A 26362-nucleotide genomic window follows, 5' to 3' on the forward strand; every position below is an offset into this window, starting at 1 on the left:
AACCCTCCTCTAAACGGAACCCTCAATCTGTCTCAAAGGCGCTGACGGCGGACAGGTGAAGGGTAGCGAAATAGGCTTGGAGCTTGGCTCTATCTCGCTGCAAAAGCCAAGCAGGCGTCGACTGAACTGGTTGCTTGACATCACGGAAGAACAACTTCTCGCATGATGGAATTGAGCGTGTTCAATTTTCACCCCCCAGCCGCTTCCATTCAGGTCGCAGCTCTTTAGACATGCGCTCAAGCTTCACGTCGGCGTACCATTTGTCGATCATCTCGACCGACGTACCGCAGTTCCGAGCCAGCAGGAACACATCCACGCCGGCGATGATCTGCTGGCTGATATAGAAGTGCCGGAACGAATAGCTCGTCCGGCGGACACCGTTGTGGTCCACGGCAAGGCCTGTTGCGGCCAGCAAGCCGTTTAGAGCCGTCTTCACCGAGCCAAGGCGAGCCCCTGTGGTCGTGGCGAAGACCGGATCCTTATCAGCAGGGTCACCGCCATGAAGTCGGACCCAATCCGACCACAGCATATCGAGCACCGGAAGAACGACCTCCATCGCCACGAAGGTCCGGCTCTTGGCCTTCCCTCTGGCGCGGATACGGATGTCTCTGTCACGAAGTGGAAGTTGGCGCCGTTCCCGGTAGTCGAGAATATCGCCCCAGTTCAGGTTCTTCAGCTCGGTTGGACGCATGCCACTGAACGCAGCGACCTTGATGTAGCAGTAGAGGATGAGGCGGTCACGGCGTACCGACGGATGCAGGAATTCTTCCTCCAACCGCGCCAAAGCAGCGGCTTCCAAGCGCGTAAACTCGCTCGCTTCGAAGCTTGGACGCGGCTTGGCGATCACCCTCGGGACGTTGATGTGCGGTATCGCCGAAGGCTGGACATAACCCCACTCAGCCGCCTGCCTAAACAGCGCCTTGATAGCGACGGCTTCGTGCCGCTGGGTGGCCGGTGATGGAGGTCTGCGTAGTTGTGGAGGGACGCGTCGGCGGACAGTTCGCCCACCCCGTTGATAGGCGATCTGCTCGACGTTCTGCCCTGGACCGCTGATCCAGTAGTTCCGCCGCCATTCCAGATATCGCGTTATCTCTCGCTGACCGATGGCGTCGATGTCGCGGTCACCGAAAAACTCCACCAGGTAGCGGTTGACCTTGAGAGCCCAGTTATGCGCCTGCGACTTGTTTCGCTCGCCCCGCGCAACGGCCTGGGCCGTATGGTCCAAGAACTCCTGCGCGACATCGGCAAAGCGCTTCGCCTGGCTTCTAAGGCCCAGCTTGGCGCGATGTTTGGCATCCGCCCAAACCTCCATCGCTTTGCTCTCGGCTTCCGCCCTGTCGCGGGTTTCAAGGCTACGCCGGATTTGCCCCTCGCCCTTGATCGAAAAGCGCACCCACCAGCTCGCGCTGCCTGCCCGCTGGAACAGTTGGAAGGGCAGGACTGCGCTAGGAGCTGTGCTAGCGGGCCTCGACCCTGCTTGAGCATCTGTAGGGGCGTATGGGGCGTTCAAATCGTAATGCACCAAGGCGTTATGAACTCGGATGGCTGTGCTGAAATCGTGCTAGCGCAGCCGCAGGGTCCAGATATTGGCCTTGAAATCTAAGGATTTTCCGAACGCGCAGAGGCGTTGTGCTAGCGCTGTGCTAGCTTAAATCCCGCCCAAATGGTCGTCGACCGAAGGGTTAATGTGTTGATTTTATTGAGGAAAAGTGGTGCCGCCTAGGTGACTCGAACACCTGACCTACGCATTACGAATGCGCCGCTCTACCGGCTGAGCTAAGGCGGCCCACGGACGCTTCGGGAGCGATCCCGGAGCGGAGGGAGCGCCTATTTAGCGGGGCGCGAGCCGCTTGCCAAGCGCCGTCTTGCACTAGAATTGCGACGGGGCGGGGGAGCTGGTTCCGGCGGGTCCGGAAGCGGCGGGGCGTCGAACACGCCCGGATCGTCCGGAATGGGCATCAGGGCGCCGCCGGTCTCGGCCGCGCGAATGAACGGCGTCGATTCGACGTAGGCCGACGGGATCTCGGGCAGGTCGCTCATCGTGCGCTCGCGGCGCTCGTGGCGCGGATGGATCAGCTGGCCGGTTTCGGCGTAGCTGACCGCCAGGCGCGCCCAGTCCTCGCGCTGATAGGCGAAGGCGCGGCCCTCGGGGTCGAGGTCGGACCAGTCGGGCTCGCGCGGCGCGTCGATCCCGCGCGCGATCCACGCGCGGGCCTCGTCAGGCTGGCCGTTGGCGGCGGCGACGCGGGCCATCAGTCCGGCGAACCGGGCGGTCGGGGCCTCCTGGTCCAGCAGCCGGGCCGCGGCGCGGGCGGCGATCGGGTCGCCGCCGATCAGCGCCGCCTCGACGCGCAGGATCAGGCTTTCACGAACCTCGGGGCGCATCGCGGCGAGAGCGGCCAGACGCTGGGCGCGGGCCTTGGGCGTCTCGTTGGTCTTTAGGTCGCGATAGGCCAGCCACAGCGCCGGGTGGGGCTGAGCTTTCCAGGCGGTCTCGATCAGCTGGCCGGCCTTGGCCGTCTTGCCGTCGTCGGCCAGCAGGCGGGCGGCCATGATCACGCCCGGGGCGAAGTCGGGCTTCAGCTTCACCGACTGATTGGCGAAGTCGAGCGCCTGGGCGCGGATCTTCGGGTCCGGCGACTCCTCGAGACTGGCGGCCGAGGCGGCCAGCAGGGCGGCGCGGCTGCGCTCGGCCACGGCGGGGGAGACGATCTTGCGTTCCAGGGCGCCCTGGACCAGCTGCAGGGCCGCGGCCCAATCACCAGCCTCCAGCCGCGCCTCCAGCAGGGCGCGCCAGGCCCAGCGGGCGGTGCGGGCCAGGCCGTAGGCGGTCTCGGCGTAGCGGAGCGCCGCCTGCCGGTCGCCGTCGGCCTGAGCCGCCTGCATCAGGCCGCGCAGGCCGGCCAGACGCATCTCCGGAAAGCCCAGCATGGCGTTGTAGGCGCTGGCGGCCGCGCCGCGATCCCCCGCCGTCTCGGCGGCCTGGGCGGCCAGGACGCGGACCAGGCCCGGCGCGTCCTCGGCCAGCTCGGCGGATTTCTGGGCGAGGCGCCGGGCTTCGGAGCCGTCTCCGGCCGCGACCGCGAGGAAGCCGCGGGTGAGGGCCTCGATGGCCTGCTTGCGCTTGGCCTCGGCCCGGGCGCGGGCGGCGCGGCGCGGGGCCTCGACGATCCAGATCACGCCGCGCCACAGCACGGTGAACAGCAGGGCCGAGAACAGGGTCAGCAGAGCGGCGGCGGCGGCCGTCATTTCGATTCGCCAGCCCATCCATTCCAGCGAGGCGCGGCCGGGCTCGCCGGTCAGGGCCAGCACGCTGACCGCCACGGCGGCCACCAGGAAAAGGGCGAAGACGACGCGGGTCATGGGGCGGTCTGCGTGATGCGAGCCAGGGCCGCCAGGGCGTCGGCGCGGACCGAGGCCACGTGGCGGTCGATCTCGACGCGGCGGTTGGCGGCGGCGAACCAGGGGGCCAACACCTCGCGGGCCGGATCTGGCAGCGCTTCCAGCGCCGCCACCGCGCCCTCGATATCGCCCTCGTCCAGCAGGACCTGGGCGCGGGCGAGGATCGCATCCGGCGTGGACCCCTTGATCGAGCCGACGTGACGGATCGAGACGATGCTGGACAGCGCGTAGCGGATGCGCGCGAAGAGGTCGGCGTCGGCGCCAGGATTGCGCGCGGCGCTGGCGGCGCGGCCCGCCAGATTGCCGAACTGGACGGCGAGGCCGGCGCGCGTCGGCGCGCCCAGGCGCGCCAGCGGCTCCAGGGCTCGCAGGCTGGGCGAGCCGGGCAGGACGCGCTGAAGGCCGGCGAGCTCCTCCGGGAAGGGACGCGAGCTGTTGGCCGCCTCGGCCATGGTCGAGACCGCCAGGGCGGCGGCGGCGGCGTCCGCGACGCTCTTCTGGGTCGTCTCCAGGGCGGTGACCCGGACATCCAGGCGCTCCACGTCGGCGGCGGGCGCGGCGGGCGCGACGGGCGCGACGGGCGCGGCGACGCTGGCCTCAACGGTGGGTGCGGGGGCCGGCGCGAGGCGCTCGGCGATCGGCTTGGGGCTGGGCGCGGCCAGGATCGGCGCCGCCGGCGAGGCCTTGGCCGGGAACAGGGTCGGTCCGAACCATGCGACGCCCGCGCCCAGGACCGCGCAAAGCAGGCAGAGGAACAGCCAGACCCACACGCTGGGGCCCATCACCCTCTTGCGCGCGTACAGCGCCGGATCGCTGGGGGCGACGATTTCAGCGGGGTCGGGTGCGGCGTTCATACGCCATTCGTGCCCCACCCCGCCGCGCCGCGCAACTTTGCGCTTAAGCTGTCAGCAGGGAGAGCAGCGTGGTTTCGTCCGGGCGCGGCGCGCAGGCCACAGAGCCGGGTTCGACCAGCGCCTCCAAAGGCGCGGCGACCGCTTTGGAAAGGCAGAGCGCCCGCAAGGCGGGAGCGGGTCGGCGCCTCAGGATTTCGGCCAGGCGCCGCGCCGCGCGAGGCGAATGCAGCAGCACGGTCAGGGGCCGGTCCATCAGGGCCAAGATGGTGTCGGACGGCGCGCGCTCGACCGTCTCATAGACCGCCACGCCGCGCGCGCCGACGCCGGCCTCGTTCAGCGTCGCGACCAGATCGCCCGCCGGCTCCCGCGCGCCCGTCCAGAGGATCGGGCCCGGCGCGGCGGCGACGATCAGGCGAGCCAAGTCATCGACATCGCCATCGGCGCTGGCGACTTGGGCGAAGCCCGCCTCGCGCGCCGCCGACGCCGTGGCGTCCCCCACGGCGAAGACGGGCGACGATCGCACATCGGAAAGCGCCGAGAAGGCCCGGACGCCGTTGACGCTGGTGAAGGCCAGGGCCGCTACGCCCGCCAGATCGATCGACGCCGCGATCGGCGCGACCTCCAGCAGCGGATCGACGACCGGCGTGAAGCCGAGCGCCGCGACCTTGGCCGCGGTCGCCTCGGCGCCGGGTCGGGCGCGGGTGATCCAGACCGGCGCGGCCTCCGTCACGGCCTACTCCGGCAGCAGGATGGCGTCGCCGCCTTCGGCGCGGACCTCGCCGCCCAGTTTGAGGCCCAGCGCCAGGGCTTCGCCGGCGTCGTCGGCGCCGGACAGGGTGATCTCGCCATGGCGACGGAAGCGCTGGGCGCCGTTCGGGGTCAGGGCCTCGACGATCATCGACAGGCGCGCGCCGTCCAGGGTGGCGCGGGCGCCGATGGCGGTGCGGCACGAGCCTTCCAGGGCCAGCAGCGCGCCGCGCTCGGCGGCGACGGCGATCGTGGTCGGACGGCAGCGGATGGCGTCCAGCCACGGCGCGCCGACATCCTCAGCCCGGGTCTCGATGACCAGGGCGCCCTGGCCAGGGGCCGGCGGGCAGGCGTCGGGGTCGATCCAGCTCTTGGTCAGGTGACCCAGGCCGAGGCGGTTCAGGCCCGACTGCGCCAGCAGTATGGCGTCGGCCTCGCCGCGCTCCAGCTTGGCCAGGCGGGTGTCGACATTGCCGCGCAGCATGACGATCTCGAGGTCCGGGCGGACGTGCAGCGCCTGCGCCTGGCGGCGCAGCGAGGCGGTGCCGAGACGCGCGCCCTTGGGCAGGTCTTCGAGCCGTTCGCAGATGTGGCTGATGAAGGCGTCGCGCGGATCTTCCCGCTCGGGCGTCGCGGCCAGGACCAGGCCCGGCGGCAACTCGGCGGGCATGTCCTTCAGCGAATGGACCGCGCAGTCGATGCGGCCGTCCAGCAGCGCTTCCTCGATTTCCTTGGTGAAGAGGCCCTTGCCGCCGATCTCCATCAGGCGGCGGTCCTGGATGCGGTCGCCGCTGGTGACGATCGGGATCAGCGGCGCGACCGCCTCGATCTCGTCCTTGGAAGCGCCGGCCGGCGCGCCGAGAGCGGCGGCGATGCGGGCCTGCATCAGTCCAGATTGCGCCAGCGAGAGCTTGGAGCCGCGCGCGCCAATGCGGATGGGAGGTTGCCGGGACACGGTCGGAACGTTACCTGCGGATGCGAAATTCATCCTCGCTGCTACAGGAGCGGCGAAAGCCCCGCAACCGAATGACCGCCCTTAAGCCCTCAAGCCTCACGATCCTTGGCCTGGAGACCAGCTGCGACGAGACCGCGGCCTCGGTCGTGCGCCGGGCCGAGGACGGGACGGTCGAGGTGCTGTCCTCGATCATCGGCACCCAGTTCGAACAGCACGCGCCGTTCGGCGGGGTGGTGCCCGAACTCGCCGCCCGCGCCCACGTCGAGTCGATCGACGCCATCGCGGCCGAGGCGATGCGCGCGGCTGGCCTCGGCTTCGAGGACCTCGACGGCGTCGCGGCGACGGCGGGCCCGGGCCTGGTCGGCGGGGTCATGGTTGGCTTGGCGTTCGGCAAGGCGGTGTCGCTGGCGCGGGACTTGCCGCTGGTGGCGGTCAACCACCTGGAGGGCCACGCGGTCTCAGCGCGCCTGGGCGCGGACGTCGGCTACCCGTTCCTGCTGCTGCTGGTCTCCGGCGGGCACTGCCAGCTGCTGGAAGTGGCTGGAGTGGGCGCCTGCAAGCGCCTGGGCACCACGATCGACGACGCCGCCGGTGAGGCCTTCGACAAGATCGGCAAGAGCCTGGGCCTACCCTATCCGGGCGGTCCGGCGCTGGAGAAGCTGGCCGTCGGCGGAAATCCCGACCGCTATCCGCTGCCGCGCGCCCTGCTGGGCCGCAAGGACTGCGACTTCTCGTTCTCGGGCCTGAAGACGGCGGCGGCGCGGATCGCCGAGACCCTGACCACCGACGACGAGCGCCGCGATCTGGCCGCCGGCGTCCAGGCCGCCATCGCCCGCCAGCTCTCCGAGCGGGTCGATCGGGCGATGAAGCTCTACAAGGAGACCCACGGGGCGGACGACCTGCGCTTCGTCGTCGCCGGCGGGGTGGCGGCCAATGGCGCGGTGCGCGCGGCCCTGCTGGCCAACTGCGAGAAGAACGGCTTCTCGTTCGCCGCGCCGCCCCTGGCCTATTGCACAGACAACGCGGCCATGATCGCCCTGGCCGGCGCCGAGCGGCTGACCCTGGGGATCTCCGACGACCTCGACGCCGTAGCCCGTCCGCGCTGGCCGCTGGACGAGGCCGCCGCGCTCGCCAATCCCGCCAACGCTTACGGCCGCAAGGGAGCCAAGGCATGACCTTCCACCACGCGGGCGTCATCGGCGCCGGGGCCTGGGGCACGGCCCTGGCCCAGGTCTGCGCCCGGGCCGGGCTCCAGGTCACGCTTCAGGCACGCGAGACCGAGGTGGTCGCCTCGATCAACGCGACCCACGAAAACGCCCTGTTCCTGCCGGGCGTGGCGCTGGAGCCGGCGATCCGCGCCGCCGCCGACATGGCCGAGCTCGCCGCATGCGATCTGATCCTGGCCGTCGCGCCCGCCCAGCACCTGCGCTCGGCGCTGGCGGCCCTGGCGCCGCACCTCAAGCCCAACATCCCCGTCGTGCTCTGCGCCAAGGGCGTCGAGCAAGGCTCGCTGAAGCTGATGACCGAGGTCGCGGCCGAGACCATCCCCGGCGCGCCGATCGCGGTGCTGTCGGGTCCCAGCTTCGCCGGCGAGGTGGCGCGAGGCCTGCCGACCGCCGTCACCCTGGCCTGCGACGACGAGGTCCTGGCCCGCAGCATCGCCCACGCCATCGCCACCCCGACCTTCCGCCCCTATGTCGCCGGGGACATGATCGGGGCCGAGGCCGGCGGGGCGGTCAAGAACGTCCTGGCCATCGCTTGCGGCGTCGTCGAGGGCAAGGGCCTGGGCCGCAGCGCCCACGCCTCGGTCATCACCCGCGGCTTCGCCGAGCTGACCCGCTTCGCCGTGGCCCTGGGCGCCCGCGCCGAGACCCTGAACGGCCTGTGCGGCCTGGGCGATCTCGTCCTGACCTGCTCCAGCCCGCAGTCGCGCAACATGAGCGTCGGCCTGGCTCTGGGCCAAGGCCTGACCCTGGAGCAGGCGCTGGCCGGCAAGCTGTCGGTGGCGGAAGGCGTCGCCTCGGCCCCCGCCGTCCGCGCCCTGGCCCGCAAGCTGGGCGTCGAGACCCCGATCTGCGAGGCGGTCGCCGCCATCCTCGACGGCGAACTGGCGGTCGACGCCGCCATCGCCGCCCTGCTGGCCCGCCCGCTGAAATCCGAAGGCTTCTAGAACAAGGATCGCCGCATGGCCCTCTTCGCCATCCTCTGCAAGGACAAGCCCGGCGCGCTGGACACCCGTCTGGCGACGCGCCCCACGCACCTCGACTATCTGAACCAGTCCAAGGGCCTGAAGCTGGCTGGCGCCCTGCTGGGCGACGACGGCAATCCGATCGGCTCGCTGCTGATCGTCGAGGCCGAGGATCTGGCCGCCGCCCAGGCCCAGGCCGACAACGATCCCTTCACCGCCGCCGGCGTGTTCGAGAGCGTCGAGGTGCGGCCCTGGCGCGTGGCGATCGGCTCGCTCTGACGCCGTGCGCGGCGATCCCGACAACCCCGCCCGCCCCGCGGCCGGAACCCCGCTTTGCGCGCTGGACGAAATCCCCTCGCCCGGCTCCAAGGGCTTCCGGTTCCGCGAGGGCGACGCCTTGTTCGCCGGGTTCGTGGTGCGCCAGGGCGAGACGCTGGTCGGCTATGTCGACAGCTGTCCGCACGCCGGCTGGCCGCTGGCGGGGTTCGCGGGTCGCTATCTGACGCGCGAGAACGACTACATCCTGTGCGCGGGCCATGGGGCGCTGTTCAAGATCGAGGACGGCGCCTGCGTCGCCGGTCCTTGCCCGAACCAGGCCCTGGCGCCATGGCCCGTGGCGGTTCGCGACGGGCAAGTCTTCGCCGCCTGAACGACACCCATTCCGAGATCCTTGCGACACTATGCCACTGTCGGTTGGGCGACGGGGTTAAGCACCGTTAGCCAAATCATCCCGCATCCTCCCCGCGTTCAAGCGAAGGCGGAGATATCGACATGGCGTCCCTCGGGCGGAAAGTCATGGGTGCGGCGGCGGGCGCGGCCCTGTTGTGCGCGGCGACGGCCGGAACGGGCCTCTGGGTGGCCCATAGCCTCGACTCCGCCCTGGTCCGCGCCGAGACCTCCGCCCGCATCCTGCGCCTGCACATGCACGGCGACATGATGCATGACGCCCTGCGCGCCGATGTCATGGGCGCCATCATGTCCAGCGATCCGGCGCTTGGCGTCGATCTGAAAGCCGTCCGCGCCGACCTGGCCGAGCACACCGCCGCCTTCAAGCAGGACATCGCCGAGGGCGGCAAGCTGGCCCAAGACCCGGCGATCAGCGCCGCGCTTTCCGAGGTCAAGGCGCCGCTGGCCGCCTATATCGCCGCCGCCAACGGCATCGTCGCCGTGGCCGACACCGATCCGGCCGGCGCCCGCGCCCGCCTGCCCGACTTCGCGACGCAGTTCTCGGCGCTCGAAGGCAAGATGGAGGCGGCCTCGGGCAAGATCGAGGCCGCCGCCACCCGCGACGCCAACGACGCCAAGTCGCTGGGCCTTCTGGGCCAGGGCCTGATGGGCGCCTTGCTGCTGACCGCCGCCATCTTCGCCGGCCTGCTGATCGTCGCGGTCCGCCAGGGCCTGATCCTGCCGCTGACGTCGGTGACCAAGGCCCTGCGCGCCCTGGCCAATGGCGATGTCAATGTCGTCCTGCCGGTCATCAAGAGCCGCGACGAGATCGGCGAGATGACCCACGCCCTGCGCGCCTTCCACGACACCATCGAGGCGCGCCAGAAGGACCTCGAGGCCGCCGATGTGCGCGAGGCGCTGGAAATCGAGCGCCGCGAAGCCGAGCGCCGTCGCGACGAGGCCGACGCCGTGCAGAACGCTGTCGTCAGCAGCCTGGCCGAGGCGCTGGATCACCTGTCGGACGGCGACCTGTCGCATCGGATCGACCGCCACTTCCCGGAAGGCTACGAGCGGCTGCGCGTCGACTTCAACGCCGCCGTCGAGAAACTGTCGGCCGTCATCGCCGCCTCGCTCGAGGCCACCAACATGATCCACGGCGGCTCGCGCGAGATCACCTCGGCCGCCGACGACCTGGCTCGGCGCACGGAACAGCAGGCCGCCAGCCTGGAAGAAACCGCCGCCGCGCTCGACCAGATCACGGCCAAGGTGCGCCAGACCGCCGAGACGACCGGCCGCACGCGCTCGGTGGTCGAGCGCGCCCGCGAGGCCGCCAGCGCCAGCGGCGACATCGTCGACCAGGCCGTCGGGGCCATGGAGGCGATCGAGAAGTCCTCCTCCCAGATCGGCAAGATCATCGTCGTGATCGACGAAATCGCCTTCCAGACCAACCTTCTGGCGCTGAACGCCGGGGTCGAGGCGGCCCGGGCGGGCGAAGCCGGTCGCGGCTTCGCGGTCGTCGCCCAGGAAGTCCGGGCGCTGGCCCAGCGCTCCGCCGACGCCGCCAAGGAGATCAAGGACCTGATCGACACCAGCTCGGCCGAGGTCGATCATGGCGTCCAGCAGGTTGGCCGCACCGGCGAGGTGCTGCGCGCCATCGCCGCCGAGGTGCAGCAGATCGACGGCCTGGTGCGCGACATGGCCGCCTCCGCCGCCGAACAGGCGCGCGGTCTGGTCGAGGTCAATGGCGCCGTGGCCCAGATGGATCAGGTCACCCAGCAGAACGCGGCCATGGTCGAGCAGACCACCGCCGCCAGCCACGCCCTGGCCCAGGAAGCCACCCGCCTGGCCCAACGCATGGGCGAGCTGCGCATCAGCGCCGAGGCGCGGAGCGCGGCGGCGGCTTAAGAACCGACTATCCCGCCGACCAGTCGCCGGACTTGCCGCCCGTTTTCTCCAGCAGGCGCACGGCTTCGATGACCATGCCCTTCTCGGCGGCCTTCAGCATGTCGTAGATCGTCAGGCAGGCGATCGAGGCGGCCGTCAGGGCCTCCATCTCGACGCCCGTCGGGCCCGTGGTCTTGACCCGCGCGGTGACGGCGAGGCCGCCGTCGGCCGGCTCGACCGAGACCTCGACCTTCGACAGCGCCAGGGGATGGCACAGCGGGATCAGGTCCGAGGTCCTCTTGGCCGCCATGACGCCGGCCAGCTCGGCCACGGCGCGCACGTCGCCCTTGCGGCCCGAACCGGACACCGCCAGCGCCAGGGTCTCGGGGCTCATCCGCACGAATCCGGCGGCGACCGCCTCGCGCGCCGTGGCCGGCTTGTCGGAGACGTCGACCATGCGGGCGCGGCCCTGGTCGTCGATGTGGGTGAGCTTGCTCATCGCTGAAGCAACCTCATTGTTCCAGCAGGCGGGGCATCAGCTCGACCATGTTGCAGGGCTTGTGGCGGCTGTCGAGTTGGGCGCTGATCACCTTGTCCCAGCCGTCCTTCACCGCGCCGTTGCTGCCCGGCAGGCAGAAGACGAAGACGCCGCCGATCAGGCCGGCGGTGGCGCGCGACTGCAGGGTCGAGAGCCCCACCGACGCATAGGACACCAGGTGGAACACCACCGAGAACCCGTCGATCTTCTTGTCGAACAGCGGCTCCAGCGCCTCGACCGTGACGTCGCGGCCCGTCAGGCCGGTGCCGCCGGTGGTGACGATGGCGTCGACGCTCTCGCTGTCGATCCACCCACGGACCTGGGCGCGGATCGTCTCGATGTCGTCGCGGACCACGACGCGGCCGGCCAGCTCATGGCCAGCGGCCGTGATCCGTTCGACCAGGATCTGGCCGGAGGTGTCGGTCGCCTCGTCGCGGGTGTCGGAGATGGTCAGCACCGCCACGCGCACGGGCTTGAACGGCAGCTCCGGCTTGATTCCGCCGCCCGGCTTCAGGCCCGCGTCCGACATCCGTCTCTCCGTTCAATCCCAGCGTTGAGCGTCGGTCCTATCGCGGTCCGTCGGCTCGATCCAGCGCGCGCCGTCCGGGCCGTGCTCCTTCTTCCAGAAAGGCGCGCGGCTCTTCAGATAGTCCATCAGGAAGTCGCAGGCCTCGAACGCCTCGCGACGGTGCGCGGCGGCGGTGGCGACAAAGACGATGGCCTCGCCGGGCGCGATCCGGCCGACGCGGTGGACGATCCGGACGTCCTGGAGCTGGAAGCGCGCCATGGCCTGGGCGGCGACCTCGCTGATCGCCGCCTCGGTGAAGCCGGGATAGGCCTCAAGCTCCAGCGCCGCGGCGGCGCCCTGCTCGGCGCGGGCCAGGCCGACGAAGGTCGCCACGGCGCCGGTCTCGGCGCGGTCGGCGCAGAAGGCCGTGACCAGGGCGCCGGGCTCGAAAGGCCGGTCGGTCAGGGCGACCGTCATCCGCCGCTCATCGGCGGCAGGAAGGCGACCTCGGTCCCGGCGGCCAGCGCCGCTTCGCCGCGAACCAGGACCTTGTCGACGGCGACCTGGACGCCCGGCGCGGCGAGGGCCTCGCCCAGGGCCGCGTCCTCGGCGGCGAGCGCCGCGCGCAGGGCGGAAAGATCGCCGGCCTCGATCGGCCGATCGCGCCAGCCGGCCTGGTCGGCCAGGCGTCCGAACAGCAGCACCCGCGCCACGCCTAGCCCCCCGTCGTCGACATGTGCCGCGCCACGGCTGGGCGGGCGGCGGCGATCTGGAAGTCGTGCCCCCGGGGCTTGGCGCCGATGGCCGCGAAGATCGCCTGGCGCAGACCGTCCTCGTCGGCGCCCGAACGCAGCACGGCCCGCAGATCGCTGGCGTCGTCGCGACCAAGGCAGGTGTGCAGCGTGCCGGTGCAGGTCAGGCGCACGCGGTTGCAGGCGTCGCAGAAATTGTGGCTGAGCGGGGTGATGAAGCCGAGCCGTCCGCCGGTCTCGGCGATCCGCACGTAGCGAGCGGGCCCGCCGGTGACGAGGGGGATGTCCTGCAGCGTCCAGAACGAGGCCAGGTCGCGACGCACCTCGGCCAGCGACAGGAACTGGTCGGTGCGGTCCTGCTCGACCTCGCCCAGCGGCATGGTCTCGATCAGGCTGACGTCGCAGCCACGGGCGTGGGCCCAGGCGATCAGATCCGGCAGCACCCCGGCGTTGTCGTCCTTCAGCGCCACGGCGTTGATCTTGACCTTCAGGCCGGCGGCCTGGGCCGCGTCGATCCCGGCGATCACCCGCGCGACGTCGCCGCCCCGGGTCAGCCGTCGGAAGGTCACCGGGTCCAGGGTGTCGAGCGAGACGTTGATCCGTCGCACACCGTGAGAAGCGAGCTCGGCCGCGTAGCGCTCCAGCTGGGCGCCGTTGGTGGTCAGGGTCAGCTCGTCCAAAGCCCTGGACTTCAGGTGCCGGGACAGGCGCTCGACCAGGGTCATGAAGCCCTTGCGCACCAGCGGCTCGCCGCCGGTCAGGCGCAGCTTGCGCACGCCCAGCCCCACGAACGCCGAGGCCAGGCGATCCAGCTCCTCCAGGGTCAGCACGTCGGCCTTCGGCAGGAAGGTCATGTGCTCGGCCATGCAATAGACGCAGCGCAGGTCGCAGCGGTCGGTGACGGAGACGCGCAGATAGGTGACGGCGCGCCCGAAGCCGTCCACCAAGGCGGGCGGGCTGGTCGTGGCCAAGACCGCTTGCGCGGGGCTGTCGTCATAGGGCGTCATGTCTGGCCGGAAGATAGGCGCTGGAACAGATGACGCAAAGCCAAAGCCCAGTCTTGGACGTTTTGGTCTTGGCGGCCGGGCGCGGCGCGCGGTTCGGCGGCGACAAGCTGCTGGCCGATCTGAAGGGCGCGCCCCTGGTCGCGTGGGCCCTGCGGACCGCCCTCGCCGCGCCCGCGCGCCGGGTTCTGGTCGCGGTCGGAGACGATCCGCGGCTGATCGCGGCGCTGAGGGCCGAAGCGATGCGCCTGGAAGCGCTGGAGCGCCTTGTGCTCGTCCCCGCGCCCGGCGCCGCCGAGGGCATGGGAGCGTCCCTGAGCGCCGTCGCGGCGGCCGTGTCGGAGGATGTCGATGGCGTCTTTGTCTTTCTGGGCGACATGCCGGCGATCCGCTCCGAAACGCCGGCGCGCCTGGCGACCGCGTTGGATGGGCCCGACCGCATCGTCGTTCCCGTCCACAACGGACGGCGCGGCCATCCGGTGCTGTTCGGCGCGAACTGGCTGGCCGCCCTCAGGACGCGCGAGGGCGACGAGGGCGCGCGGGAGCTGATCGCCGGGGCCGGACCACGCCTCAGCCCCGTGGAGGTCGAAGACCCCGGCGTGCTGCTCGACGTCGATCGACCCGAGGATCTGGCCCGGATCGGGCCCGTTACTGAAGCGGGCGCTCGGGATCGCTGAGGATTTCCTGGATCTTGGCGACCAGGGCCAAAGCGCCTTCGGTGTCGCCGCGCTCCTGCATCGCCGCCAGCCGGGGCACCAAGACCAGCAAGACCCTGCGATGATCCTCGCGGATGCGCGACAGAGCTTCGCGGAACTCCGCGATATCGTCCTCGATCTCGTCCTCCGAGGACCCGGACAGCTCGGCCATGAACACCCCACGCATTGGCGAACAGGCGCACAATGCTCGGATAGGTCGATTTCGTCCAGCTTGCCGCGCCGTCAGGCGCCCCGGATCAGGGGAAGTCGGCGGGTGGCGCGTTGGTCGAGCGCGAGAAGAGCGTTGGCGACCGCGGGACCGATCACCGGCGTGCCTGGCTCGCCCACGCCGCTCGGCGGGTTGCCAGAGGGGACGATGTAGGTCTCGACCGTCGGCGCCTCGTTGATCCGCAGCACGCGGTAGGCGTCGAAATTGCCCTGGTCGACCTTGCCGTCCGTCAGGGTCACCTCGCCGAACAACGCCGCCGACAGGCCGTAGCAGGTCCCGCCCTCCATCTGGGCGGCGATCTGGTCGGGCGAGATCGCCACGCCGCAGTCGATGGCGGTGACCACGCGGCCGACGCGCGGGACCCCGTCCTCGACCTTGACCTCGGCGATCTGGGCCACGACCGAGCCGAAGCTCTCGTGCACGGCGACGCCGCGCGTCCAGCCGGGCGTCACGGCCTGGCCGGCCTTCTCGACCGCGTGGTTCAGAACCGCCAGATGCCGATCCGCCCCGGCCTTGCGATAGAGCGCCCGACGGTAGTCGATCGGGTCCTTGCCGGCCTGGCGCGCCAATTGATCGATCGTGTGCTCCATGACGAAGGCCGTGTGGGTCGCGCCCACCGAACGCCACCATAGCACCGGCACGCCGACGTCCGGGCAGGCGACCTGGGCGTCGACCACGGGCGTGGCCTTGAGATAGGGCGACCCCGCCGCGCCCTCGACCGCCGTCTGGTCCGCCCCCTGGCCCGCCGGCATGGGCGAGCCCTTCATGATCGACTGGGTGACGATCCGGTGGCGCCAGGCGGCCGAATAACCGTCCTTGTCCAGCTTGACCTTGACCGCGTGGACGACGATCGGGCGGAAGTAGCCGGCCCGCATGTCGTCCTCCCGCGTCCAGACCAGCTTCACCGGCCGACCGTCGCCGACCGTCTTGGCGATGTGGACGCACTCGGCGACATAGTCGGACTGGAAATTGGCGCGGCGGCCGAACGAGCCGCCGGCGAACAGCGTCTCGATCTCGACCGACCCTGGCAGGCAGCCCACGATCTTGGCCGCGTTCAGTTGGTCCAGGGTCTGGCCCTGCGAGCCGAACGTCAGCCTGACCTTGGACCCGTCCACCGAGGCGACGCAGTTCATCGGCTCCATGGTGGCGTGGGCGAGGTACGGAAACTCATAAGTCGCCTCGAACACGCCGTCGCCCTTGGCCGAGGCCAGGGACGAAGCGTCGCCGCGCTGGTCGAACGGCTCCCACTTGGCCGAGGCGTCCTTGCCGGCGGCGATGTCCTTGAACAGCTGGGTGATGGCGGCCGAGCCGCGCTTTTCCGCCTCCGCCTCGTCCCAGGTGATGTTGAGGGCCTCGCGGCCCAGCTTGGCGGCGTAGGTGTTCTGGGCGACCACCGCCACGCCGGACGGGATCTGGAAGACGTCGACCACGCCCGGAACCTGCTTGGCCGGGGCGGCGTCGAAGCTCTTCACCTTGGCGCCGAAGCGCGGCGGGTGCGCGACCATGGCGGTCAGCATGTTCGGCAGATGGACGTCCTGGGTGTAGCGCGCCGTCCCGTCGCTCTTGGCCTGGGAGTCCTTGCGGCGCACGCGGTCCGTGCCGATCAGGGCGAAGGCCTGGGGGTCCTTCAGCTTGACGTCCTTGGGCGGCGGAACCTTGGCGGCGTCGGCCAAGAGCTCGGCGAAGGCGGCGGTCTTGCCCGAGGCGTGGGTCAGCACGCTGTCCTTGACGGTGATCTCGCCGACCGGGACGTTCCAGCGATTGCCGGCGGCCTGCACGAACATGGCGCGGGCCGTCGCGCCGGCCTTACGAAGCTGTTCCCACGAGTTCGAGATCGCGGACGAGCCGCCCGTCAGCTGGGCCCCCAGGGAGCCGTTCGCATAGAGCTTGGCGTTGGCCGGGGCCTGCTCGACCCGCACACGGCTCCAGTCGGCGTCCAGCTCCTCGGCGACGATGGCCGAGAGGCCGGCGTGATTGCCCTGGCCGAACTCGATGTGCTTGGAGATCACCGTCACCGCGCCGTCGGGGGCGATCTTGATGAACGGGCCAAAGGCGCCGACCTCGACCTTGGAGCCCATGCTCATCAGGTCGGCCGGCGAGCAGCCGACCAGCAGTGAGCCGCCGACCAGAGAGGCCGCCACGACCACGTCCCGGCGGCTGGGCGCCTCGGGCTTGAAGGGAGCGTTCATCGGACGCCTCCCTCGGCCACGTCCTTGATCGCGGCGCGGATGCGCTGATAGGCGCCGCAGCGGCAGATGTTCCCGGCCATGGCGCTATCGATGTCCTCGTCCGAGGGCTTGGGCTTCTCGGCCAGCAGGGCGACCGCCGACATGATCTGGCCGGACTGGCAGTAGCCGCATTGGGGCGCGTCGTGGCGAACCCAGGCCTGCTGCACCGGATGGACGCCGCCCAGACCTTCGATGGTGGTGATCTTGCCGGCGCCGACGGCGGCGATCGGCGTCACGCAAGAGCGGACCGGCTGACCGTCGAGATGCACCGTACAGGCGCCGCATTGGGCCATGCCGCAGCCGAACTTGGTTCCGGTCAGTCCCAGCTCGTCGCGCAGGACCCACAAAAGCGGCGTATCCGGCGCGGCCTGCGCCGTCACCGGCTTGCCATTGATGTCCAGTGTCACAGCCATGCGCCTTCGCCTCCCTCGAAGACGGACGCGGCGCGCCCGCGTCGAAAGCTAACACCGTTCACATTGGACTTGACCAGAGTAAATCGCGATCGCCTGGATCGGTGCGCCCCAAACCCGCTATGGTCGAGACCTCGACCACCCGGAGGCTCCGACATGCGGCGCGCGCTCATCCTTCTCGCCCTGCTGTCCCTGACCGCGGCGGGCTGCGCGACCCTGGCGCCAGACGCCACCGACGCGCCGATCCGCTATCGCTGCCAGGCGGGCAAAGGCTTCACGGCCGCCTATGCGCTGCACGGCAAGCGGGTGGTGGTGACCGCCGGCGGGATCACCCGGACGCTGAAACTGGCGCGCTCTGGCTCCGGCGCGCGCTATACGGCGGGACAGGCGGAAATCTGGGGCAAGGGCCCCGCCGCCACGCTCAAGGGCTTTCCTGGCGGCCCTTATCTGGACTGCAGCTCGCAATAGCTCGAGGACCGCGTGGATTCCTTTCCCGCCTATTTCTCCCTGGCCGGGCGCACGATCGTGATCGCCGGTTCGGGCGAACCGGCCGAGGCCAAGGCGCGCCTGTTCGAGGGGTCTCCAGCGACAATCGTGCGCCTGCGGGCCCCCGAGGCGTTCTCGCCCGCCGCCTACGAGGGCGCGGTCCTGGTGTTCGTGGGCGACGCCGACGAGGCCTTCGTCCAGGCCGCCGTCAAGGCCGCGCGGGCGGCCGGCGCCCTGCTCAACGTGGTCGATCGCCCAGCGCTCTGCGATTTCAACACGCCGGCCATCATTGACCGGGGACAGGTGGTGGCGGCGGTCGGCACGGGCGGTTCGGCGCCGGTGATGGCGACCCTGCTGCGCAACGCCATCGAGACCCAACTGCCCGAAGGCATGGGCCGCGTCGCCGCCCTGCTGGCCCGCCTTCAGGACGAGGTGCGCCGCGCCCTGCCCGTCCTGCACGAGCGGCGGGCCTTCCTGCGCGCGGCGGTGCGGGGCGAAGCGGCCCAGGCGGCCTTGGACGGCGACATGGCGCGGGCCGAGGCGTTGCTGCGCGAGGCGCTGACCAAGGGCGTGACACGCGCGGGCGGCGTCCAGTTCCTCGCCGCGGCGGGCCCCGTCGATCTGCTGAGTCTGCGCGCGATCCGCGCCCTCGGAACCGCCGATGTCGCGGTCATCGATCCAGAGGCCGATCCGGAGGTGGTCAAGCTGGCGCGGCGCGACATCGAACGCCTGGCGCCGGACGAGGCTGAGGCGGATCACCTGGCGGCGTTGGCGCGCGAAGGACGGCAGGTCGTCTGGCTGCACGCGCGGCCCGCGGCGCCCGCCCTGCTGGAAGCCCTGCGGCGCGCGGGCGTCGCCGTGGAGATCCTGCCCGTCGCCCAGGCGGACTAGAGCCTCGCGCGTCAAAACGGAATCGTTTTGACGCGATAACGAGGCTCTAAATCAAACACTTAGGCGTGACTCTTGCCGAAACCGGTCCCCACTTTCGGCGTCACGCTCTAGTCCAGCGGCCGCCCCCTGGTCTCGGGCAGGAAGAACAGCGTGGTCAGCACGCTGAGCAGGGTGAAGGCCACGGGGTACCAGAGACCCGCATAGATATCGCCGACCGCGGTGACGATGGCGAAGGCGAAGAAGGGCACGAAGCCGCCCACCCAGCCGGTGCCGATGTGATAGGGCAGCGACAGGGCGGTGTAGCGCACCCGGGTCGGGAACAGCTCCACCAAGCACGCGGCCAGCGGGCCGAACAGCGCCGTGGCCCCGATGACGAACACCAGAAGGACCGCCAGCATCATCGGCCGGTTCATCCGCGCCGGATCGGCCTTGGTCGGATAGCCGGCCTGGGCCAGGGCGGCCTTGATCTTCGCCTCGACCGCCGTCTTCACGGCCTTGGCCTGCGCCTTCGGCAGACCCTTGGCGCTTTGCGACGCCACCTCGACGCCGCCGACCTTCATGATCGCCACGGTTCCGGCCGGAGCCTTCTGGTTGACGTAGGAGACGCCGGCGTTGGCCAGGGCGCCCTTGACGATGTCGCAGGCGGTCACGAAGGCCGCCTTGCCCACGGGGTCGAACTGCAACGAGCAGTCCTGCGGCTCGGCGACCACGACGACGGGGGCGCGGGCGCTGGCCTCGGCCAGGGCGGGATTGGCCGCCTTCTCCAGCAGGTGGAACCCCGGGAAGTAGAACAGCAGCGCCAGGGTCATGCCGCCCAGCATCACGGGCTTGCGGCCGATACGGTCCGACAGCCAGCCGAACACGACATAGAAGATGGCGCTGATCGCCGTGGCCGTCATCATCAGGCCGTTGATGTCGACCGGATCGACCTTCAGGAACTTCTCCATGAAAGTCTGGACGTAGAAGAAGCTGGTGTACCAGACCGCCCCCTGCGCCGACATCATGGCGAAGAAGGCCAGCAGGACGAGCTTGAGGTTCTTCCACTGGCCGAACGCCTCGGCGTACGGCGCCTTGGAGTGTTCGCCCTCGGCCTTCATGGCCTCGAAGGTCGGGCTTTCGGTCAGCTTCATTCGCATCCAGACCGAGATGCCCAGCAGGCCGATCGAGACGGCGAAGGGAATCCGCCAGCCCCAGGCGTCGAAGGCTTCGGGTCCGACGTGAGCGCCGAGAATCCAGCGGGTGGCCAGGATGACCAGCAGGGCGCCGAACAGGCCGAAGGCGGCGGAGGTCTGCACCCACGAGGTCGACCAGCCGCGCTGATCCGGCGGCGAATGCTCGGCGACGTAGATGGCCGCGCCGCCATATTCGCCGCCCAGGGCGAAGCCTTGCACGCAACGCATGATGATCAGCAGGATCGGCGAGATGATCCCCGCCTGCTGATAGGTCGGGAGGAAGGCGATGGCGAAGGTCGCGCCGCCCATCAGCAGCACGGTGGCCAGGAACGCGCCCTTGCGGCCGGCCTGGTCGCCAATCTTGCCGAACACCAGGGCGCCCAAAGGCCGGAACGCGAAGCCGACGCCGAACAGGGCCAGGGCGGCGATATAGCCCGCGGTCTCGGTAAGACCGGCGAAGAACGTCTTGGAGATGACCTGGGCCAGGCTGCCGAAGATGAAGAAGTCGTACCACTCGAACGCCGTGCCGGCCGAAGACGCCGCCACCACGGTGCGCATCGAGGCGCGTTCCTGACCCTGGTCAGCCATATGTTCCCCCGATTTTCTCCTGCTTTAGCGTGCTTCAGGCCGCGGGGGAAAGAGGCCGAACGCTGTTAGGCCAGCGCGCCTTGGCCGGCGCTCGCGCCAGGCGGTTCACGATTCGACAGGCGGAGAATCTCGGTCACGAGGGCGGCCGGCGAAATCGGCTTGGCGGCGACCCCGTCCATGCCGGCGGCCTGGTAGGCGGCGCGCTGGTGGGCCATGACATTGGCGGTCAAGGCGATGATCGGGGCGCGCCCGGCCTCGCTTGGCAAGGCGCGGATTCGGCGCGCCGCCTCCAGGCCGTCCATGCCGGGCATCTGCACGTCCATCAGGATCAGGTCGAAAGCGCCGTCACGCGCCGCGGCGACGCCGGAGGCGCCGTCATCGGCCACCGAGACCGCCGCGCCCAGCTGCTCGAGGATGCGCCGGGCCACCAGCTGGTTCGTCGCATTGTCCTCGACCACCAGCACGCGCAGCCCCGCCAGCAGGTCCTCGGTCTCGCCCCCCGTCCCGATGGGGGCGACCGCCGGCGGCGCGGCGATGGTCAGGCTGAACGTCGAGCCGACGCCCGGCTTCGAAACCAGGGTGATGTCGCCGCCCAGCATGCGCGCCAGGTTGCGGCTGATCGCCAGACCGAGGCCCGACCCGCCAAAGCGACGGGTGGTGCTGGCGTCGGCTTGCTGGAAACGGTCGAACAGCCGCGCCTGGGCCGCCAGCGGCACGCCAATGCCGGTGTCAATCACATCGAACACCAACCGCTGGTCGGTCGGCGCGCCCAGCCGCCGCACCCGCACGGTGACGGAGCCCTTCACGGTGAACTTCACCGCATTGCCGATCAGGTTGAACAGAGCCTGACGCACCCGGGTCGCGTCCGTCTCGATCCAGCCCAGGTTCTGGACGATGTCGAGCTCCAGCCGCAGCCCTTTTTCGGACGCCGGTCCGGCCAGCAGACGCACGACGCCGCGCGCCAGCTCGGCGGGATCGACCGCCTCGCGGTTCAGCTCAAGCCTCCCCGCCTCGATACGGGAGATGTCGATCACGTCGTCGAGCAGCGTCGACAGCATCTGGCCCGCGGCCAGGGCCTCGCCGAGCAGCTCGGCGTTTTCGCCATTGGGCAATTCGCGCCTGAGGACGTGCAGGACGCCGAGCACGCCGTTCATCGGGGTGCGGATCTCATGGCTCATATTGGCCAGGAACTGCGCCTTGGCCTCGCTGGCCGCCTGGGCCGCGCGCTCGGCGGCCATCAGGGCCAGTTCCGCCCGCTTGTGCTCGTCGATGTCCAGCACCAGGCCGAACGCCTTGCGCGGACGACCGCTGGGATCGCGCCGCACTTCGTGGAAGACGCGGATCCAGCGGGTCTCGCCCTCCGACGGCGACAGGCGCACGTCGTATTCGTGGGCGCCGCGGTCGCCCGACCTCTTCCACTGCGCGGCGGCCGCGTAGAGCCTGGCGCGATCTTCGGGGTGGAGCATCGGCCAGATGGCGTCGCGCACGTCCTCGTAGCCCACCCGACGGCCCATCATGCGATGGAACTCGGGCGAGCCCCAGAAGGTCTTGCGCTCGTGGTCGATCTCGTAGACGCCGGCCCGCGCCGCGCCCAGGGCGACCTTCAGCCGCCGCGCATTGATGCGAGCCTCCCGCCGCGCCGCCGCCAGGGCCGTCACGTCGTCCATGTAGGTGATGACGCCGACGATCTCGCCGTTCACGTCGCGCCAGGGCCGCGCCTCCCAGCGCAGGCAGTGCTCGCCGCCCTCGGCGTCGAGCAGACGGTCCTCGCGGCGGGTCACGGTTTCGCCGGACAAGGCCCGGGCCACGCCGGCGACGAACCGGCGGCGGCCGCCGTGGGTCAGTTCGTCCAGCGACCTGCCGATCACGTCCTCCTCGGAGGCCTTGAAAATCTCGAGGAGCTTGGGGCTGACGAGGCGAAGACGCATGTCGACGTCGTAGACGCCCACCGCGAACGGCGCGTCCTCGATCAACCGGCGCGCGCGGCGTTCGCTCCAGATCGCCTTGTCGCGGCTGCGCGCCACGTCGGTGATGTTCTGCGAGATGCCCTTGAGCGCGTAGATGCCGCCCGGGCGCGGCTCGGTGCGGTAGGTGCTGCGGAAGGTCAGCCAGCGACCATGGTCGCCCCGCAGCCGGTACTCCATCGTTCCGCCCTCGCCCGTGGCGACGGCCCGTTTGAAGGCGTCGCTCACCTTGGCGCGCTGCTCGGGGGCGACACGTTCGAAGAACAGCGCGGTCGTGGCGATGTCGGCGGGCGTGAGGCCCAGCTGCGCCAGAGCGTCCGGGGTCCAGTCGACCTGGCCCGTTTCGGGCTCATAGGTCCAGACGCCGATCCCGGCGGCCTCGGCCAGCATCTCGCGCGTTCGCCGCGCGGTCTCCAGCTCGGTCCGGGCCTCCACGTCGCTGGAGACGTCGTGCATCAGCCCGATCATCTCGCCGTTGGGTCCAAGGCGGGAGCGGCCCTGCAGCCACACCGCGCGACCATCCTTGCAGAGGAAGCGGACCTCGTTGATCGCCCAGCCCACGTCGCGCAGCCGGCGCGAGGAGCCGATCAGGTCGGCGTGGCTGTCAGGATGCACGAACTGGATGGTGGGACGTCCCACCAGCTCGTCGGCGGACCAGCCGGTGAGCGTGGTCCAGGCGCCGTTCACGCGGACGAAGCGGCCTTCCGGCGAGACGATGGCGAAGAGGTCGCTGGCGTTGTCGAAGAACCAGCGCGCCGCCTCGCCCTCGTCAAACGACGAGGACGCTTGAGCCGTCGCACCGACACCCATTCCCTTGTTCGCCGGCTCCGGCATCCAATCTCCCCAAGGTTTGGCGGATCGTGCGGCGCAACCGTAAACTTTAGGTTCGCGATACCGGCGTTCTCGCAACCCCGTCCGGTAAAATCAGACCTCGGCCCATTGCCGCAGCAGGTTGTGATAGACGCCCGTCAGCGAGAGGATCCCCTCCTCGTCCTGACCGGTCTTCCGCGACAGACGCTGGATGGCGACGTCCATGTCCAGCAGCAGGCTGCGTTTGACGTCGTCGCGCACCAGGCTCTGGATCCAGAAGAAGCTGGCGACCCGCGCGCCGCGCGTGACCGGCGTGACGTGGTGCAGGCTGGTGCTGGGATAGAGGATCGCGTCCCCCGCCCCCAGCTTGACGACATGGTCGCCATAGAGGTCGTTCACGACCAGCTCGCCGCCGTCATAGTCCTCCGGCTCGGCCAGGAAGAGCGTGCACGACAGATCGGTCCGCAGCTTCAGGCCGGTCACCGGATCGCGGCGGATCGAGTTGTCGACATGGTCCCTGAAGCCCATGCCCTCGCCATAGCGGTTGAACATCGGCGACAGGATGGTGTGCGGCAGGGCGGCCGACACGAACAGCGGGTTGGTTTCCAGCGCCTGGACGATGATCGCCCCGACGTGCTTGGCCTCGGCGCTCTCCTGCGGCAGCTGCTCGTTGTTCTTGGCCATGGCGGCCTGGAAACCGGAGGTCACATTGCCATCGACCCAGGGACCGGCGTCGAGGATCGCGCGGCACTCGGCGACCTGGGCCTTGGTCAGCACTTCGGGAATCTGCAGCATCATGAGCGACATCCTATTTGCGAACCATTCCTAGCTGGATCGGCCGACCTTTCCCTTGATCCGCATCAGATCATCGCCCGGATCAAAAGGAAAAACGCCCCGGCCGACGAAAGCCGGACGGGGCGTTGGGGTGAAGCACCTACAAGGGGAGGATCAGTACTTCACGTTGAGGGTCAGGATGGCCTGACGACCCGGCGCCGGATCGGCGTGGTGCACGCCATTGGTCCGCAGGATATAGCGCTCGTCCGTCAGGTTCTGGACGTTGAGCTGCAGGTTGGCCTTGTCGCTCAGCTTCCACGAGGCGAACGCGTCGTAGCGGGTGTACGACGGCGCGAAGACCTTGTTGGTCCCGCCGCCGGCGCCGCCCTGATTGCCGCCGAACATCTTCGACACGTAGTAGAGGCCACCGCCCAGCGATAGCTGCGGCAGGACGCGGTAGGTCGTGAACAGGCTGACCGTGTTCTTGGGCGTGTTGGCCAGCGGATCGCCGATGTTGACGCTGGTGTAGGGGCCCTTCACCAGTTCGCTGTCCATGTAGGTATAGCCGCCGAACACTTGCCAGGCGCGGGTCACATAGCCCGAGACGCCGAGCTCGACGCCCTGCACGCGCACTTCGCCGGCCTGGGCGACCTCGGTCGCGCTGAGCGCGATCTGGGCGTTCTTGCGCTCGGTGCGGAACACCGCGCCCGACAGCGCCAGCTTGTCATTGAAGACGTTCCACTTGGCGCCGGCCTCGATGCTGGTGGTGTCCTCGGGGTCCAGCACGACCTGGGCCGGGGTGGCGGCGGTGTTCTGGTCGCCGCCGGCGATGTTCGGCGGCGTCGAGGAGGTGGCGTACGAGACGTACAGGCTGCTCGACGGCGTCGGCTTGTAGTTCAGGCCGATCTGATAGTTGACGAAATCCCAGCCGCCCTTGGGCAGGTTCGTATAGGTCACGCCCGTCACGACGCCGTTGGCGCTGGTGGCCGCGGCGTTGACGCCCTGGGTCGAATAGTCGTCGTAGCGGACGCCGATGTTGAGCAGCAGCTTGTCGGTCAGGTCGATCGTGTCGAAGGCGTAGATCGAGCCGTTGCGGGTCTTGGAGGTCGAAAGCGGGCCGCGGTTGATCACGCCGGTCCAGGCGTCGCCCGGATTGGGCGCGTAGAGTCGCGTGCAGTCGCCCATTCCCGCGCCGGTGAAGCCGGCCGGGCAGGCCGAGCCCGCCGTGGTGAAGATCACGTAGGAGGCGTTGTCGTTGACTTCGCGCGACAGCTCGACGCCGATGTTGAAGCGGTTCTTCAGGCCGGCCAGCAGGAACTTGCCGGTCAGGTCGGTCACGAAGGCGGTGGTCGTGGTCTCGTTCCAGCGCGACTTGGTCCCGCGCTTCATCCACCACTCGCCGGCCACGAACTGGGCCGCGCCGCCGTCGCCCGGATTGGTGACCAGATAGTCGTTCCGCGTCTTGCCGTAGCGGACCACCTGACGGATCGCGAGGTCATCGTTGATCTCATGACGGACCGCGACCGTGGCGATATCGGCCTTGGTCTTCATCCAGTCGCGCTCCAGGCCGTAGTAGGCGTCGCGCGAGACGTCCAGGATGCCGCTGGCCGGGCGCGCGCGGCTGTCCGTGCCGGCGACGCCCCAGGTGCGCTTGGAGGCCAGCGGGATGCCGTAGTCCGGATCCTGGTCGGTATCGAGGTGATAGTAGCTCAGCGTCGCCTGGGTGTCGGTGTCGATGCCGAAGGCCAGCGAGGGGGCGACGCCCCAGCGCTTGAACGAGACGCTGTCGCGGCCAGAAACGTCGCCGCCGGTCGCCATCAGGTTCAAGCGGAAGGCCGCGTTCTTGGCGAAGGCGTAGTTGCCGTCGGCGGTGACGCGATAATACTGGTCCGTGCCGGCGGCGGCCGAGCCGCCCACGAAGCTGTCGGCCTTGGGGGTCTTGGACGACAGGTTGATGCTGCCGCCGCCCGAACCGCGGCCGCTATAGACCGAGTCCGGCCCCTTGATCACTTCGACCTGTTCGAGGTTGAACACTTCGCGCGTCTGACCGCCCGTGTCGCGCACGCCGTCCACGAAGACATTGTTGCCCGAGCTCTGGCCGCGGATGAACGGACGATCGGCCAGCGGCTGGCCGCCCTCGCCCGCGCCGAAGGTGATGCCGGGCGAGGTGCGCAGGATATCCTGCAGCGAGGTCGCGGCGGTCTGCTCGATGATCGTGGAGGGAATGACCGTCACCGACCGCGGCGTGTCCAGCAGCGGCGCGGTGAACTTGCTCGACGACGGATCGGCCACGCGCTTGGCGTCGATCTTCACCGACGAAACCTCGGTGCTGTCGGCGGGCGCGGTGGCGATCGGGGCGGCGTCGCGCTCGGCGGCGCTAGCGGCCTGGGTCAGGCTCAGGCCCGCGAGGCCGGCGACGGCGGCGGCGCCCAGGGCGCGACGAGGCCGGCTCGCAATGCCGGCGAAGGTCGGTTTACGCATCTTGATCTTGTCCCCAGAGGGCGCTCACTCGCCCTTCCTGAAATTGCGAGGCGTTATTAGCGACCTTGAGACGCAGTCGCAATGATAATCGTTCGCAGCTGCGCGAGAGGCCCAAAAACCTTGGCTTCAGGGGTTT

The 26362-nt window shown here is 69.8% G+C and carries 25 protein-coding genes and 1 tRNA gene; 8 read left to right on the forward strand and 18 right to left on the reverse strand.

All coding sequences use genetic code 11. From position 1 onward, the window contains the following. Positions 1–181: 181 nt before the first annotated feature. The 6 genes from AX690_RS08875 to hemC form a co-directional block, all read right to left on the reverse strand. Complete coding sequence (locus AX690_RS08875; protein WP_066682420.1) at positions 182–1393, reverse strand: site-specific integrase; 1212 nt, start codon at positions 1391–1393, stop codon at positions 182–184. Between the two features lie 317 nt (positions 1394–1710). Then, positions 1711–1786: transfer RNA gene (locus AX690_RS08880), tRNA-Thr, on the reverse strand. Positions 1787–1827: 41 nt separating this feature from the next. Then, a complete protein-coding gene (locus AX690_RS08885; RefSeq protein ID WP_066682418.1) occupies positions 1828–3363 on the reverse strand; it encodes a heme biosynthesis protein HemY in 1536 nt (511 codons plus the stop codon). Beyond that, positions 3360–4256 (reverse strand): COG4223 family protein, encoded by an 897-nt coding sequence (locus AX690_RS08890; protein ID WP_082769579.1) that lies wholly within the window; start codon positions 4254–4256, stop codon positions 3360–3362. The genes AX690_RS08885 and AX690_RS08890 overlap by 4 nt, the downstream gene beginning before the upstream one ends. A gap of 43 nt (positions 4257–4299) precedes the next feature. Beyond that, complete coding sequence (locus tag AX690_RS08895; protein ID WP_066682414.1) at positions 4300–4986, reverse strand: uroporphyrinogen-III synthase; 687 nt, start codon at positions 4984–4986, stop codon at positions 4300–4302. Between the two features lie 3 nt (positions 4987–4989). Further along, the gene (gene hemC, locus AX690_RS08900) at positions 4990–5958 is read right to left on the reverse strand and encodes a hydroxymethylbilane synthase (RefSeq protein WP_066682412.1); all 969 of its coding nucleotides are present in this window, start codon (positions 5956–5958) and stop codon (positions 4990–4992) included. Positions 5959–6029: 71 nt separating this feature from the next. Between hemC and tsaD the strand changes: the two genes are divergently transcribed. From tsaD to AX690_RS08925, 5 genes are all read left to right on the forward strand, one after another. After that, positions 6030–7133: a tRNA (adenosine(37)-N6)-threonylcarbamoyltransferase complex transferase subunit TsaD gene (gene tsaD, locus AX690_RS08905; RefSeq protein WP_066682410.1), complete on the forward strand. Its 1104-nt coding sequence runs from the start codon at positions 6030–6032 to the stop codon at positions 7131–7133. Further along, positions 7130–8128 (forward strand): NAD(P)H-dependent glycerol-3-phosphate dehydrogenase, encoded by a 999-nt coding sequence (locus AX690_RS08910; RefSeq protein ID WP_066682408.1) that lies wholly within the window; start codon positions 7130–7132, stop codon positions 8126–8128. The genes tsaD and AX690_RS08910 overlap by 4 nt, the downstream gene beginning before the upstream one ends. Positions 8129–8143: 15 nt before the next feature. After that, positions 8144–8425 carry a YciI family protein gene (locus tag AX690_RS08915; protein WP_066682407.1) on the forward strand — a complete coding sequence of 94 codons (282 nt, stop codon included), beginning with the start codon at positions 8144–8146 and terminating at the stop codon, positions 8423–8425. A 4-nt stretch (positions 8426–8429) separates the two neighbouring features. Continuing rightward, positions 8430–8795: a Rieske (2Fe-2S) protein gene (locus AX690_RS08920; protein ID WP_066682405.1), complete on the forward strand. Its 366-nt coding sequence runs from the start codon at positions 8430–8432 to the stop codon at positions 8793–8795. Positions 8796–8917: 122 nt separating this feature from the next. After that, a complete protein-coding gene (locus AX690_RS08925; RefSeq protein ID WP_066682403.1) occupies positions 8918–10717 on the forward strand; it encodes a methyl-accepting chemotaxis protein in 1800 nt (599 codons plus the stop codon). A gap of 7 nt (positions 10718–10724) precedes the next feature. On the opposite strand, the gene moaC is transcribed toward AX690_RS08925, so the two are convergent. From moaC to moaA, 5 genes are read right to left on the reverse strand one after another with little or no spacing between them, the layout of a single operon-like run. After that, positions 10725–11195 (reverse strand): cyclic pyranopterin monophosphate synthase MoaC, encoded by a 471-nt coding sequence (gene moaC, locus AX690_RS08930; RefSeq protein WP_066682402.1) that lies wholly within the window; start codon positions 11193–11195, stop codon positions 10725–10727. Positions 11196–11208: 13 nt separating this feature from the next. Then, the gene (gene moaB / locus AX690_RS08935) at positions 11209–11763 is read right to left on the reverse strand and encodes a molybdenum cofactor biosynthesis protein B (RefSeq protein ID WP_066682400.1); all 555 of its coding nucleotides are present in this window, start codon (positions 11761–11763) and stop codon (positions 11209–11211) included. A 12-nt stretch (positions 11764–11775) separates the two neighbouring features. Beyond that, a complete protein-coding gene (locus AX690_RS08940; protein ID WP_066682390.1) occupies positions 11776–12219 on the reverse strand; it encodes a molybdenum cofactor biosynthesis protein MoaE in 444 nt (147 codons plus the stop codon). Further along, positions 12216–12455, reverse strand: a complete 240-nt coding sequence (locus tag AX690_RS08945; protein ID WP_066682388.1) for a MoaD/ThiS family protein — start codon at positions 12453–12455, stop codon at positions 12216–12218. The genes AX690_RS08940 and AX690_RS08945 overlap by 4 nt, the downstream gene beginning before the upstream one ends. A 2-nt stretch (positions 12456–12457) precedes the next feature. Then, the gene (moaA, locus tag AX690_RS08950) at positions 12458–13501 is read right to left on the reverse strand and encodes a GTP 3',8-cyclase MoaA (RefSeq protein WP_066682386.1); all 1044 of its coding nucleotides are present in this window, start codon (positions 13499–13501) and stop codon (positions 12458–12460) included. Positions 13502–13554: 53 nt separating this feature from the next. On the opposite strand from moaA, the gene AX690_RS08955 reads away from it, so the two are divergent. Beyond that, positions 13555–14175: an NTP transferase domain-containing protein gene (locus AX690_RS08955; protein ID WP_369798189.1), complete on the forward strand. Its 621-nt coding sequence runs from the start codon at positions 13555–13557 to the stop codon at positions 14173–14175. On the opposite strand, the gene AX690_RS08960 is transcribed toward AX690_RS08955, so the two are convergent. From AX690_RS08960 to AX690_RS08970, 3 genes are all read right to left on the reverse strand, one after another. After that, a complete protein-coding gene (locus tag AX690_RS08960; RefSeq protein WP_066682429.1) occupies positions 14147–14365 on the reverse strand; it encodes a hypothetical protein in 219 nt (72 codons plus the stop codon). The genes AX690_RS08955 and AX690_RS08960 overlap by 29 nt on opposite strands. Before the next feature lie 71 nt (positions 14366–14436). Next, positions 14437–16611, reverse strand: coding sequence for a xanthine dehydrogenase family protein molybdopterin-binding subunit (locus AX690_RS08965; RefSeq protein WP_066682382.1), 2175 nt, complete (start codon positions 16609–16611; stop codon positions 14437–14439). Continuing rightward, positions 16608–17063 carry a (2Fe-2S)-binding protein gene (locus AX690_RS08970; protein WP_066682379.1) on the reverse strand — a complete coding sequence of 152 codons (456 nt, stop codon included), beginning with the start codon at positions 17061–17063 and terminating at the stop codon, positions 16608–16610. Before AX690_RS08970 ends, AX690_RS08965 begins: the two co-directional genes overlap by 4 nt. Before the next feature lie 153 nt (positions 17064–17216). On the opposite strand from AX690_RS08970, the gene AX690_RS08975 reads away from it, so the two are divergent. Together AX690_RS08975 and AX690_RS08980 are read left to right on the forward strand one after the other, a co-directional pair. Continuing rightward, the gene (locus AX690_RS08975; protein ID WP_066682370.1) at positions 17217–17528 is read left to right on the forward strand and encodes an MliC family protein; all 312 of its coding nucleotides are present in this window, start codon (positions 17217–17219) and stop codon (positions 17526–17528) included. 12 nt (positions 17529–17540) lie between these two features. After that, positions 17541–18437 (forward strand): NAD(P)-dependent oxidoreductase, encoded by an 897-nt coding sequence (locus AX690_RS08980; RefSeq protein WP_066682367.1) that lies wholly within the window; start codon positions 17541–17543, stop codon positions 18435–18437. A 107-nt stretch (positions 18438–18544) separates the two neighbouring features. Here the strand turns inward: AX690_RS08980 and AX690_RS08985 are convergent, their stop codons facing one another. The 4 genes from AX690_RS08985 to AX690_RS09000 form a co-directional block, all read right to left on the reverse strand. Further along, the gene (locus AX690_RS08985) at positions 18545–20197 is read right to left on the reverse strand and encodes an MFS transporter (RefSeq protein WP_066682365.1); all 1653 of its coding nucleotides are present in this window, start codon (positions 20195–20197) and stop codon (positions 18545–18547) included. A gap of 65 nt (positions 20198–20262) precedes the next feature. Continuing rightward, positions 20263–22995, reverse strand: coding sequence for a PAS domain S-box protein (locus AX690_RS08990; protein ID WP_082769580.1), 2733 nt, complete (start codon positions 22993–22995; stop codon positions 20263–20265). Positions 22996–23085: 90 nt separating this feature from the next. After that, positions 23086–23769 carry a Fe2+-dependent dioxygenase gene (locus AX690_RS08995; RefSeq protein ID WP_066682424.1) on the reverse strand — a complete coding sequence of 228 codons (684 nt, stop codon included), beginning with the start codon at positions 23767–23769 and terminating at the stop codon, positions 23086–23088. Positions 23770–23919: 150 nt separating this feature from the next. Next, positions 23920–26226, reverse strand: a complete 2307-nt coding sequence (locus tag AX690_RS09000) for a TonB-dependent siderophore receptor (RefSeq protein WP_066682362.1) — start codon at positions 26224–26226, stop codon at positions 23920–23922. Between the last annotated feature and the right edge of the window lie 136 nt (positions 26227–26362).

Origin of the sequence: Caulobacter sp. CCH9-E1 (assembly GCF_001556515.1) — a bacterium.
Lineage (GTDB): Bacteria > Pseudomonadota > Alphaproteobacteria > Caulobacterales > Caulobacteraceae > Caulobacter.